Raw genomic sequence first — 12280 nt, forward strand, 5'->3', positions numbered from 1 at the left:
ACGGGTGGACGGGGTCTCACAGGGTTCCGGCCCGATCGACGTCTATGTCGACGGGCTCGCCGCCGCGCTGCGGGGGCCGCGCCGGCACCGGCACGAGATGGTCACCGAGGCGCGCGACAGCCTGCTGGACGCCGCCGAGGCGTATGAGGACGCCGGGCACGACCCGGTCGCCGCGCAGCGCCTCGCCGTCGCCGACTTCGGCACGCACCCGCAGGTCGTCCCCGGCTACCAGGCGGAGCTCGCCACGCTGCAGGGCCGCCGCACCGCGACGTGGATCGCGCTCGTCCTGCCCGTCATGACGCTGCTCGAGCCGCTCATGTGGTGGGACACGTCCTGGGCCAGGAGCGAGGGCACCGACGCGCGGGCCAGTCACGTCTACTGGGTGCTCGTCGACCATTTCCAGTACACGGCGTTCCTCGCCGCCGCGGCCGCCGGGCTCGCGATCGTCGGGTTCGGGTGGGGCAGCCGGTTCCTGGGCGACGGCCTGCGGTACGCGCGGCTCGTCGGCCAGGCGACCATCGCGTTCCTCGGGATGCACGCGCTGCTCGGCGCGACCGTCTTCGCGCTGAGCCTGCGCCAGTGGCCCGCCGCCGCGACCTGGCCGCCCGTGCTCATCGGCATGGCCGTCAACGTCGCCGCTTTCGGCTACGCCGGTTGCCTCGCCGTCAGGTGCGTGTCGTCCACCCGTACACCCGCCGCGGCCGTCGCCTAGGAAGCCGTCGCCCGCTCCGGGCACCACCCTGAAAGGCCGTCGCGCAGGGCGCCGCTCGCTGTGGGTGCCGCCCGGAAAAGACCGTCGCGCAGGAGGCCGTCGCGTCGGAGGCCTCGCCCGGGGTGGGGTCAGGCGGTCGCGGGCGGGGGGAGCAGGACCGCGCCGATGGTGGCGGTGAACTCCTGCCAGGCCGACCGCTCGTCCGCGAGCACCTTCCGGCCGGCGGCGGTCAACCGGTAGGTGCGGCGCTCCCGGCCGCCGACCGTCGACCACGCGCTCTCCACATAACCGGCCCGCTCCAGCCGGCGCAGCGCCGGATAGACCGTGCCCGTCGGCAGCGTCAGCGAGCCGCCGCTGCGCTCCTGCAGGGCCTCGATGATCGCGTAACCGTGGCGGGGCTCGCCGTCCAGCACCGCGAGCAGGAGTGCGTCGAGATGCCCGCGCAGCGCGTCCGCCTTCATGTGTAGCGAGTCTACGGGTTCGGCGCCCGTGGCGCCATCAGGCCCCCTGCCAGCACATCTGCGGGGGGTGGTTTACGGATCGTGGCCCAGGGAAGAGCGCGGAGGGGTGACCGGTGGCCGGGGCCCGGACATCAAGGGAGTGGTATGAGGCGGCGGGTCGAGGCCACGCAGGACGTCGAGGCGCTGTGGCCGAACGGGCTGGGCACCACCCTGGCCATCGCCTCCGGCCGGGCCCTCGCCTACCGCAGCGGCGTCGCCCGCCCCGCCGTCACCGCTCCACAGTGGACGATGGACCGGGCCGGCCGGGTCGGCCGCCCCGACGGTGCGGGCCGGCACGCGCGCCGCGAGCTCGACGCCGCGGACATCGCCGGATGGCTCGTCGGGCAGCTTCCCGAGGGCCGCTACCGCGGGCTCGTCGTCGGCTCGCCGCACGGCGCCGCCGTCCACCTGGCGATGGCGCTCGGCGTGCCGTGGCTGCCGGTCGCGTTCGAGGTGCCGACCCCCGAGGTCGCGGCCGGCGAACGCCCCGCCGACGACGGTGAGCGGTTCGCCCGCGACATCCTCGCCGACAACCCCGACGTCGGCGTCCGGCAGGTGTACGACCCGGTGTGGCGCGGCTGGTCCGGCGCGGCGGCCGCGTACGCCGTCGTCCGGTGGCGCCGGCTGCCGGCGGCCTACCGCGCCTTCATCGCCGAACGCCTGCACCCCGAGGCCCCCGTCGTCGTCGTGCGGGACGTCAGCCGCTGGCAGACGTCACCCGGCGAGGACGGCTACTCCTTCCAGCTCGGCAGCCGCGCCAGCGGCCTGGGCCCCGGCGACTACCGCGACGACCGGTCGCTGCGCGGACGGGCCCCGCGCGTGGACAGCGACGGCGAGCGGGCCGTCGACCGCGGGCTCGTCGAGGACCTCCGCCGGTACGCCTCGGCGCACGGCCACCCCGTCCGGCAGGTCCTGTACCGCCACCCGGACGTGCTCAGCGGCGCGGTCGCCGACCTGTACCGCACCTGGCTGCGGGCCGGTGAACGCACCGGCGGGCGGCTCGTCGTCGAGTGCGGCCGGCTCCTGGACGCGTGGCACGTGCTGCGGGCCGGGCTGGTGCCCTACTGGTGCGAGCACCCGCTGCGCTCCGCGGTGCGGGCGCTGTCGTGGTGGCTGGCGGGCAGCGAACCCTTCGCGTCCGTCGACGTGTTCGCCGAGCCGCCGGGCATGCCGCTGCCGACGGTCGCGCACCTGGACGAGTGGGAGGCCGTCGCCGGCTTCGCGACCAGGCAGGGGCTCGTCGACCGGCGGTGCGCCCGCGCCTACCCGGCCGGGGTCGTGCCCGGCCACCACGCGACCCAGGTGCTGCGGATGCACCCCTACGACCTGCCCTACCTGCCGTTCCTGGAGGCGCCGGCGGCCCTGTCGGCCATGGCGCACAGCGCGCAGACCGACGGGCTGCTGGTCCTCTAAGGCGCGCTGCCTCAGGGGGTGTCCTCGGACTTCTCCTTGTTCTTCTGCACCTTGCTGATCACGTCGTGTAGCGGCTTCGTGCCGCTGCCGACGACGATGCCGGTGACGATCGCGTCGACCCACACCGGGATGCCGTCCCAGGTCTCGCCGGCGATCGAGTGCAGCAGATACAGGCCGCCCGCCGACGACGCGACGGTCGCCACCGCGGTCGCGATGCCCCAGGAGACGAGACCGCGGCTCGCCCGGCCCTTCTCCAGCATCGACTTGGCGTGCGCGACCTGGATCAGGTCGTCGAGGGTCGCGTCGTGATACTTGTTGGCGAGATTCGCCACCGCGGCCTCCAGCTCGCCGCGGGCGTGCTTGCCGGGCAGGAACCGGGCGAACGGCTCCAGGATCCGCTCGACGGCCGTCGCGAAGGCGAACAGCACCGCGAAGAACGTCGTCGCGTCCGGCAGGTGGATCGCCTGCGCGTTGACGTTGAAGTGCCACAGCGCCCACGACCCGGCGCCGCCGGCGGCGACCAGGAGGAACGCCGACACCAGCGACAGCACCGAGGCGGGCTGCGGCGGGACGGCGGCGGCCTCCCCGCCGGGCGTCGGCCCCACCGGCCCGGCCGACGCGATCGCGATCCCGACCTCGTCGCCCGCCGCCGCGGCGGCGGCCTGCCCGGGTGCCTGCTGCCCGGCGACCTGCCCTGCGAACTGCTCTTGGGCCTGCTCCGAGGCTTGCTCCGGGGCCTCGGTCGCGGACCGGGCGGAGGCGCCGGGCCGGAACGGTGGTGACTGCGCCGGGGCGGGCTGGGTGGGGACGTGGGCCCTGCCGATCGCGGGGGCGTCGGCGGGGGCGGCGGGAGTCACGGAGGCGGCCGCGACGACGCGGCTGGAGTTGGGGCCGAGCACGTTCGTGCGACGGACGAGAGCCATGCGCGAGACGGTAGCGGTGCGTCGATCCGTGCGCGATAGCCGAATCCCGACATCGACGTCCCGTCACGCCCGCGTCGCGCTAGGTCGCCGGCTCCGTCCGCCGTCCCCGGCCCAGGAGGGCGGGGACCAGGAGCAGCGAGACGAGGTCGACGGTGACGTGCAGGACGATCGGCAGCAGCAGGTTGCCGGTCAGCGCGTACAGGACGGTGAAGACGGTCGCGGCGCCCGTCGTCACGATGACGCCCCTGACGCCCTGGTACCGGTGGCCGGCGCCGAACAGGACCGCGGCGAGGACGGCCGCCGCCCACGGGGGAAGGCCGAGGATCCCGACGCCGGCGGCGATGAGCAGGCCACGGAACACGATCTCCTCGCCGGCACCGGCGGCGACCGCGGCGACGACCGCCCACCGCCGCTCCGCGGGGGTCCTCGGCCGGAGGTACGCCAGCGGATCGTCCGCGCTCGTCCCGCCGTCGTCCTCATCTCCGTCCCCGTCCTCGTCCCCATCTCCGTCCCCGTCGGCGGCGGGACCCGTGTCCGCGGCGCGGACGGCGAGGAGGGCGGCGGTGCCGGCGGCCGCGGCCGGGAGCAGCAGCGCGACGAGGACGTCGCCGACGGTGATGGGCCGCAGGCCGAGGTCGGTGAGGTCCAGGCCGGCGCCGAGGTGGACCGCCTCCAGGGCGATCAGGGCCGTCAGGGTGTTCGTCGCCGCCGAGCGCCGGAACGCGGGGACGAGACCGCGGGCAGCGATCCGGGCCTTCGTCGCCTCCGGCGACGACCGCAGGACAGTGGCGGTCAGCACGACCAGGACCAGCGCCGTGAGGATCACCTCGGTGGCGTGGAACGTCGGGTCGATCCAGTCGAGCACGGCAGTCATGATGGGACAGCGAAGGGGCCGCTGTCAGCCCACCGGTGCGGTGGATCGCTGACAGCGGCCCCTGCCGTTGCTCCCGTGCTGCTCCCGGGCCCGCCTACGCGGCCGGGCTGGCGCTGGCCGACGCGCCGGGCGCGGCGCTCGCGCTCGGGTCCGCGCCGGCACCGGCGTCCACCGGCGGCGGGAGGGCGCTGCCCTTGACGTACTCGTCCCAGGACTTGTCCCAGTCGGTCCAGCCGTTGCCCCAGGCCAGCTTCCTCGGGGTCCCCTTGACGATGTGGACGTCGCCGATCTTCGTCAGGTCGAACAGGTACTTCGCGTTCTTCTGCGAGACGTTCGTGCAGCCGTGCGAGACGTTGCGCTTGCCCTGGTCGCCCTCGGACCACGGGGCCGCGTGGATGTACTCGCCGCCGCTGGTCGTGCGCTGCGTCAGGTAGACCGTCTCGCGGTAGGGGTCCGACGGGTCGGTCGACACGAACAGCTCCGACTGCTGCTTGTCCATGATGACCATGGCGCCGCTGGAGCTCGGGGTCTTCGCCTTGCCGAGGCTGACCGGGATGGTCTTGATGACCTCGCCGTTCTTCTCGACCGTCATCTGGTGGGTCTTGTCGTCGGTGGTCATGATGATCTTGTCACCGACGGTGAAGTTGGTCGTGACGTCCTTGGTGCCCCAGCCGGTCTTCGTCAGCTGGAGACCGCCGGTGGCCAGGCGGACGCTGACCTTCGTGCCGGTCTGCCAGTACTCCTTCGGGCGGAAGTGCACCTCGCCGCCGTTGAACCAGTACCAGGTGCCGATCTGCGGCGGGGTGCTGGTGACCAGCAGCCGCTTCTCGACGCTCGCCCGCAGGTCCGTGGGGACGCTGGAGCCGAAGCGGACGACGACCGGCATGGCCACGCCGTAGACCTTGTTGTCGGACAGGGCGGTCGACACGTTGACCGTCTTGCCGGGCTTCGCCATGGTCGTGAACGTGACCTTCTTGCCGGTGCTGTCCCCGGCGGAGGTCACGGTCGCGGTGTACTGCGTATTGTATTTGAGCTGGGTTGCGGGAATCCAGGTCGAGCCGTCGGAGCGCAGACCACCGTTGACCGCGGCACCGGACGCGTCCGTCAGCGTGACCGCGGCGTTGGCGCCGGGGGCCGCCTGCAGGGCGAGCTCGGTGGCGGTGGAAACGCCGGTCGCGCCGTCGGCGGGCGCCGTCAGGGTCGCGGTCGGCTGCTGTGCGGCGGACGCGGAAGCCGAGGGGCCGCCGGCACTGCCGCTGTCACTCCATTTGGGTTTGTCGTCAGCGCTGCAAGCAGAGAGGGCGATCAGGCCGGTCAGGGCGGCGATCGTGGCCAGTGCGCGTGCGGAGACTCCCATGTCCACACCTCCTTCGTTGGGCTAGAGCATGCACCGGTTACAACGCCGGTGTATCCCGGGTTTGTGCCACCCGGTTCAACATGTGAACCAGATTCTCGTCGGGCTCGTGGTCGAACTGGCGGCGGGCGATCTTGCCGTGCATCATCGTAGGAAGTAACGGATCGCGCGAGCCATCCGCTCCTTGGACGTGTTCCAGACTGTGCGAGGTTGCGTCCCGATTCGGTAACGGTGCCGCGAGATGATCACTGCACCCCTCCGACCTGCAGGCTCGTGGGATTTGTCACGACTTCATGGTGTAGGTCGGGCAGTGGTCCAGACGGTACGTTGGTCGGCAACATACGGCAGTGGCTCGTCACCGGTCCGGCAGCGGCACATGAGGAACGCGCCGGAATCTTCGCGTACACTGGCAAGACTGTTCCGTAAGCTGTTTTCTGGGCCGACGTTGTCCCGACTCGCACTCGATGACGTCAGGAGGCCCGATGGGTTACCGGGGACCGCAGCCGCAGGGCCTTTACGACCCTGCTTTTGAGCACGACGCCTGCGGGGTCGCGTTCGTCGCCGACATCCACGGCCGCCGGTCCCACGATGTCGTCCACAAGGGCCTGTCCGCGCTGCAGCACATGGACCACCGGGGCGCCCGCGGGGCCGAGCCCAACACCGGCGACGGGGCCGGCATCATGATCCAGATCCCGGACGAGTTCCTCCGCGAGACCGCCGGGCTCGAGCTGCCGCCCGCCGGGTCCTATGCGACCGGCCTGGCGTTCCTGCCCGTCGACGACGAGGCCGCCCAGCGCGCGATGCGCGTCCTGGAGAAGTACGCGCTGGTCGAGGGCGCCCACGTCATCGGCTGGCGCGACGTGCCGACCGACCCCACCGACCTCGGCGCGACCGCGCTCGTCGCGATGCCGCGCATCAAGCAGGTCTTCATCGGCGCGGAGAAGCTCGGCGCGCCCGGCACCGTGCTGTCCGGCCTCGACCTGGACCGGGTCGTCTACTGCGTGCGCAAGCAGGCCGAGCGGGAGACCCGCGAGCGCGGCATCCAGCTCTACCTGCCGTCGCTGTCCTCGCGCACCATCACGTACAAGGGCATGCTCACCCCCGACCAGGTCGTGTCGTTCTTCCCCGACCTGTCCGACGAGCGCGTCACGTCCGCGATCGCGCTGGTCCACTCCCGCTTCTCGACGAACACGTTCCCGTCGTGGGAGCTCTCGCACCCGTACCGGCTGATCGCGCACAACGGCGAGATCAACACGATCCGGGGCAACCGCAACTGGATGGCGGCCCGCGAGGCGCTGCTGGCCACGGAGAACCTGCCCGGCAACATCCGCCGGCTCTTCCCGATCTGCACGCCCGAGGCGTCGGACTCCGCCAACTTCGACGAGGTCCTGGAGCTGCTGCACCTGGCGGGCCGCAGCCTGCCGCACGCGGTGCTCATGATGATCCCCGAGGCGTGGGAGAACGACCCGCGCATGGACGCGGCGCGCAAGGCGTTCTACCGCTTCCACGCCTGCCTGATGGAGCCGTGGGACGGCCCGGCGAGCGTCGCCTTCACCGACGGCACCGTCGTCGGCGCGGTCCTGGACCGCAACGGGCTGCGCCCCGGCCGCTGGTGGCAGACCGCCGACGGCCTCGTCGTCCTCGCCAGCGAGGCGGGCGTGCTCGAGCTCGACCCGGCGACCATCGTGGCGAAGGGCCGCTCGGCACCCGGCAAGATGCTGCTGGTCGACACCGCCGCCGGCCGCATCAAGACCGACGACGAGATCAAGGGCGAGCTGGCGCAGGCCGAGCCCTACGGCGACTGGCTGCACGCCGGCCTCATGGACCTCGACCAGCTGCCCGAGCGGGAGCACGTCGTCTACACGCACGACTCCGTGCAGCGCCGCCAGCAGACCTTCGGCTACACCGAGGAGGAGCTGAAGATCCTCATCGGGCCGATGGCGAAGGCCGGCGCCGAGCCGCTCGGCTCGATGGGCACCGACACGCCCGTCGCCGTGCTCTCGACCAGGCCGCGGCTCATGTACGACTACTTCACCCAGCTCTTCGCGCAGGTGACCAACCCGCCGCTGGACGCGATCCGTGAGGAGATCGTCACCAGCGTCGCGGCCACCATCGGCCCCGAGGGCAACCTGCTGCGCCCCGGCCCGGCGTCCTGCCGACAGATCGCCCTGCCGTATCCGGTCATCGACAACGACGACCTGGCGAAGCTGCTGCACATCGACGACGACGGCGACCTGCCCGGCTTCAAGGCCGTCCGGGTCTCCGGCCTGTACCCGATCCGCGACGGCGCCACCGGTCTCAAGCGCCGCCTGGTCGAGATCATGCGCGGCGTGTCCGAGGCGATCGAGGACGGTGTGCGCGTGCTCGTCCTGTCCGACCGCGACTCGACCGCCGACCTGGCGCCGATCCCGTCGCTGCTGCTCACCGCCGCCGTGCACCAGCACCTCGTGCGTGAGCAGACCCGCACCCAGGTCTCGCTCGTCGTCGAGTCCGGCGACTGCCGCGAGGTGCACCACGTGGCGCTGCTGTCCGGGTTCGGCGCGTCCGCGGTCAACCCGTACCTCGCCTTCGAGAGCGCCGAGGACCTCATCGCCACCGGCGCGCTGCCCGGCGTCTCCCCGGAGAAGGCCGTCTACAACTACGTCAAGGCGCTCGGCAAGGGCGTCCTGAAGATCATGTCGAAGATGGGCATCTCGACCGTCAGCTCCTACTGCGGCGCCCAGGTGTTCGAGGCCGTCGGTCTCGACCCGCGCCTGGTCGAGCGGTACTTCACCGGCACGCCCAGCAAGATCGGCGGCATCGGCCTGGCCGAGATCCACGCCGAGATCGCCGCCCGGCACGCGCGGGCCTACCCGGCCAACGACGCCGAGCGGGCGCACCGCCGGCTCGAGGTCGGCGGCGAGTACCAGTGGCGCCGCGAGGGCGAGCTGCACCTGTTCAACCCCGAGACGGTCTTCCTGCTCCAGCACGCGACCCGCTCGAAGCAGTTCGACGTCTTCCAGCGGTACACGGCGAAGGTCGACGAGCTCGCCGGGCAGGCCGGGTCGCTGCGCGGCCTCTTCGAGATCCGCTCCGGGGTCCGCCCCGCCGTGCCGATCGACGAGGTCGAGCCGGCCACCGAGATCGTCAAGCGCTTCGCGACCGGTGCCATGTCCTACGGCTCCATCTCCATGGAGGCGCACGAGACCCTCGCCATCGCGATGAACAACATCGGCGGCCGGTCCAACACGGGCGAGGGCGGCGAGGACCCGGAGCGGCTGCACGACCCGCGCCGCCGCTCCGCCATCAAGCAGGTCGCCAGCGGTCGCTTCGGGGTGACCACCGAATACCTGGTCAACGCCGACGACCTGCAGATCAAGATGGCCCAGGGCGCGAAGCCCGGCGAGGGCGGCCAGCTGCCGGGCAACAAGGTGTGGCCCTGGATCGCCAAGACCCGGCACGCCACCCCGGGCGTCGGGCTGATCTCGCCGCCGCCGCACCACGACATCTACTCCATCGAGGACCTCGCCCAGCTGGTCTTCGACCTGAAGAACGTCAACCCGGCGGCCCGCATCCACGTGAAGCTGGTCTCCGAGATCGGCGTCGGCACCGTCGCCGCCGGCGTGGCCAAGACCAAGGCCGACGTCATCCTCATCTCCGGCCACGACGGCGGCACCGGCGCGTCGCCGCTCAACTCGCTCAAGCACGCCGGCACGCCGTGGGAGCTCGGCCTCGCCGAGACCCAGCAGACGCTGCTGCTGTCGGGGCTGCGCGACCGGGTCAGCGTCCAGGTCGACGGGCAGCTCAAGACCGGCCGTGACGTCATCATCGCGGCGCTGCTCGGCGCCGAGGAGTTCGGCTTCGCGACCTCGCCGCTCATCGTGTCCGGCTGCATCATGATGCGGGTCTGCCACCTCGACACCTGCCCCGTCGGCATCGCCACGCAGAACCCCGCGCTGCGCAAGAAGTTCACCGGCAAGCCCGAGTTCGTCGAGAACTTCTTCTGGTTCCTCGCCGAGGAGGTCCGCGGCTACCTGGCCGAGCTGGGCTTCCGCACCCTGGACGAGATGATCGGGCACACCGAGCTGCTCGACGTGCGGTCGGCCGTGGAGCACTGGAAGGCCGGCGGGCTCGACCTGACGCCGCTGCTGCACGTGCCTCCCCTTGCCGACGACGCCGCGCGACGCCAGTCCACGAAGCAGGACCACCGCCTCGAGCGGGCGCTGGACAACCAGCTCATCGCCGCCGTCACGCCCGCCCTCGACGAGGGCAACACGATCAAGCTGGAGATCGCCGTCCGCAACGAGCACCGCTCCGTCGGTGCGATGCTCGGCGGCGAGATCGTCCGCCGGGTCGGCGGCGCCGGCCTGCCCGACGACACCGTGGACGTTACGTTGCGCGGCACCGCCGGTCAGTCGTTCGGCGCCTGGGTCCCCCACGGCGTCACCCTCCGGCTCGTCGGCGACGCCAACGACTACGTCGGCAAGGGCCTGTCCGGCGGGCGGCTCATCGTGCACCCCGACCCGGCCGCCCCGTTCGTCGCCGAGGACCAGATCATCGGCGGCAACACGGCCCTGTACGGCGCGACCGGCGGCGTGCTGCTCATGCGCGGCAAGGCCGGCGAGCGCTTCGCGGTGCGCAACTCCGGCGCGTCCGCCGTCGTCGAGGGCGTCGGTGACCACGGCTGCGAGTACATGACCGGCGGCGCCGTCGTCGTCCTCGGCCCCACCGGGCGCAACTTCGCCGCGGGCATGTCCGGTGGCGTCGCGTACGTGTGGAAGCTCGACCACTCGCTGGTCAACGCCGAGCTCGTCGACCTGGAGCCGGTGTCCACGCCGGCGGAGCTGCGCGCGCTGGTCGAGACGCACCTCGCCGAGACCGGCTCCGCGGTGGCCGCGCGCATCCTGGAGGACTGGGACGCGTCCGTCCTGGAGTTCACCGAGGTCGTGCCCCGCGACTACCGGCGGGTCAAGGAGGTCATGCGAGCCGCCGAGGCAGCCGGGCGCGACGTCGACGCGGCGGTCATGGAGGTGGCGCGTGCCTGACCCGAATGGTTTCCTGCGCTTCGAGCGGCAGCTGCCGGCCCGGCGTCCAGTCCCGGTCCGGCTGCAGGACTGGCGCGAGGTGTACCCGTCCGCGAACGACGGGCTGATCACCGAGCAGGCGAGCCGCTGCATGGACTGCGGCATCCCGTTCTGTCACGACGGCTGCCCCCTGGGCAACCGCATCCCCGACTGGAACGACCTCGTCCGCACCGGCAACTGGGACTTCGCGATCGAGGCCCTGCACGCGACCAACAACTTCCCGGAGTTCACCGGGCGGCTGTGCCCCGCGCCGTGCGAGGCCGCGTGCGTCCTGTCGATCGCCGGCGGCCAGCCCGTCACGATCAAGCAGGTCGAGGTCGAGATCATCAACCGGGCCGTGGCCGCCGGGCGGATCACCGCCCGGCCCGCCCCGGACCGCTCCGGCAAGAGCGTCGGCGTGGTCGGCTCCGGCCCGGCCGGGCTCGCCGCCGCGCAGCAGCTGGCCCGCGCAGGTCACGACGTCGTGGTGTACGAGCGCGACGACGCCCTCGGCGGCCTGCTGCGGTACGGGATTCCCGACTTCAAGCTGGAGAAGGGCCACATCGACCTGCGGCTGGACCAGCTGCGCGGCGAGGGCGTCCGGTTCGAGACCGGCGTCAACGTCGGCGTCACGGTCTCCGTCGAGGACCTGCGCGCCCGGCACGACGCGCTGCTGCTCGCGTGCGGCGCGCTGCAGGCCCGCGACACACCGTCGACGCCGGGGCGCACGCTGGCCGGGGTACACCTGGCGATGGAGCACCTCGTCGAGGCGAACCGGGTGGTGGCCGGGCGGGTGCCGGCCGCGTCCATCTCCGCCCACGGCAAGAACGTGGTGATCATCGGCGGCGGCGACACGGCGGCGGACTGCCTCGGCGTCGCGCACCGGCAGGGCGCCGCGTCCGTGCTGCAGCTCGACCAGTACCCGGTGCCGCCCGCCGAGCGCGACGAGGCGCGCGACCCGTGGCCGACGTGGCCGTGGATCCTGCGCAACTACCCGGCCCACGAGGAGGGCGGCGACCGCGCGTTCGCCGTCGCCGTCACCGCCTTCGAGGGCACCGACGACGGCGACCTCACCGGCGTCCGCATCGCCGAGGTGCAGGTGTCCAGAGTGGACGGACGCCGGGTCGTCACCGAGGTCCCCGGCACCGAGCGGCTGTACCCGGCGGACCTGGTGCTGCTCGCGATCGGCTTCGAGGGCACCGAGCCGGGCCCGCTGCTGACGAACCTCGGACTGTCCCGCAACCGCCGCGGCGGCGTCGACACCGGCGCCGACTGGCAGACCTCCGCGCCGGGCGTCTTCGTGGCCGGCGACATGCACCGCGGCGCGTCGCTCATCGTCTGGGCGATCGCCGAGGGTCGATCGGCGGCGGCGTCGATCCACGCGTACCTCGGCGGCGACGGCACCCTGCCGTCCCCGGTCGAGCCCAGCGCCGTGGCGCTCACCGCCTGACCCATTTGTTTG

At 72.5% G+C, this 12280-nt stretch carries 8 protein-coding genes; 4 read left to right on the plus strand and 4 right to left on the minus strand.

What is annotated here, in order from left to right:
• The first annotated feature begins 4 nt into the window (after positions 1-4).
• Entirely contained in the window at positions 5-712 is a 708-nt protein-coding gene (locus ACZ6TV_RS06325) for a permease prefix domain 1-containing protein (protein ID WP_465295973.1), read from the plus strand.
• A gap of 128 nt (positions 713-840) precedes the next feature.
• Here the strand turns inward: ACZ6TV_RS06325 and ACZ6TV_RS06330 are convergent, their stop codons facing one another.
• Positions 841-1173, minus strand: a complete 333-nt coding sequence (locus ACZ6TV_RS06330) for a PadR family transcriptional regulator (protein WP_465295975.1) — start codon at positions 1171-1173, stop codon at positions 841-843.
• Between the two features lie 144 nt (positions 1174-1317).
• Between ACZ6TV_RS06330 and ACZ6TV_RS06335 the strand changes: the two genes are divergently transcribed.
• Positions 1318-2625: a hypothetical protein gene (locus ACZ6TV_RS06335; protein WP_465295977.1), complete on the plus strand. Its 1308-nt coding sequence runs from the start codon at positions 1318-1320 to the stop codon at positions 2623-2625.
• 11 nt (positions 2626-2636) lie between these two features.
• Here the strand turns inward: ACZ6TV_RS06335 and ACZ6TV_RS06340 are convergent, their stop codons facing one another.
• The 3 genes from ACZ6TV_RS06340 to ACZ6TV_RS06350 all read right to left on the minus strand — a co-directional run bounded on the left by ACZ6TV_RS06340 (position 2637) and on the right by ACZ6TV_RS06350 (position 5779).
• Positions 2637-3548 carry a hypothetical protein gene (locus tag ACZ6TV_RS06340; protein ID WP_465295979.1) on the minus strand — a complete coding sequence of 304 codons (912 nt, stop codon included), beginning with the start codon at positions 3546-3548 and terminating at the stop codon, positions 2637-2639.
• A gap of 79 nt (positions 3549-3627) precedes the next feature.
• Positions 3628-4422: a CPBP family intramembrane glutamic endopeptidase gene (locus ACZ6TV_RS06345; RefSeq protein ID WP_465295981.1), complete on the minus strand. Its 795-nt coding sequence runs from the start codon at positions 4420-4422 to the stop codon at positions 3628-3630.
• A 94-nt stretch (positions 4423-4516) separates the two neighbouring features.
• Positions 4517-5779 carry a L,D-transpeptidase gene (locus ACZ6TV_RS06350; protein ID WP_465295983.1) on the minus strand — a complete coding sequence of 421 codons (1263 nt, stop codon included), beginning with the start codon at positions 5777-5779 and terminating at the stop codon, positions 4517-4519.
• Between the two features lie 479 nt (positions 5780-6258).
• On the opposite strand from ACZ6TV_RS06350, the gene gltB reads away from it, so the two are divergent.
• The gene (gene gltB, locus ACZ6TV_RS06355; protein ID WP_465295985.1) at positions 6259-10800 is read left to right on the plus strand and encodes a glutamate synthase large subunit; all 4542 of its coding nucleotides are present in this window, start codon (positions 6259-6261) and stop codon (positions 10798-10800) included.
• Positions 10793-12268, plus strand: coding sequence for a glutamate synthase subunit beta (locus ACZ6TV_RS06360; protein ID WP_465295987.1), 1476 nt, complete (start codon positions 10793-10795; stop codon positions 12266-12268). Before gltB ends, ACZ6TV_RS06360 begins: the two co-directional genes overlap by 8 nt.
• The last annotated feature ends 12 nt before the right edge of the window (positions 12269-12280 follow it).

The sequence above is a fragment of the Dactylosporangium sp. NPDC051087 genome, assembly GCF_055586325.1.

Bases quoted from the DNA above. Each gene is read 5' to 3' on its own strand.
- ACZ6TV_RS06330 (WP_465295975.1), bottom strand. From the start codon at position 1,173: ATGAAGGCGGACGCGCTGCGCGGGCATCTCGACGCACTCCTGCTCGCG.
- ACZ6TV_RS06340 (WP_465295979.1), bottom strand. From the start codon at position 3,548: ATGGCTCTCGTCCGTCGCACGAACGTGCTCGGCCCCAACTCCAGCCGC.
- ACZ6TV_RS06335 (WP_465295977.1), top strand. From the start codon at position 1,318: ATGAGGCGGCGGGTCGAGGCCACGCAGGACGTCGAGGCGCTGTGGCCG.
- ACZ6TV_RS06345 (WP_465295981.1), bottom strand. From the start codon at position 4,422: ATGACTGCCGTGCTCGACTGGATCGACCCGACGTTCCACGCCACCGAG.
- gltB (WP_465295985.1), top strand. From the start codon at position 6,259: ATGGGTTACCGGGGACCGCAGCCGCAGGGCCTTTACGACCCTGCTTTT.
- ACZ6TV_RS06350 (WP_465295983.1), bottom strand. From the start codon at position 5,779: ATGGGAGTCTCCGCACGCGCACTGGCCACGATCGCCGCCCTGACCGGC.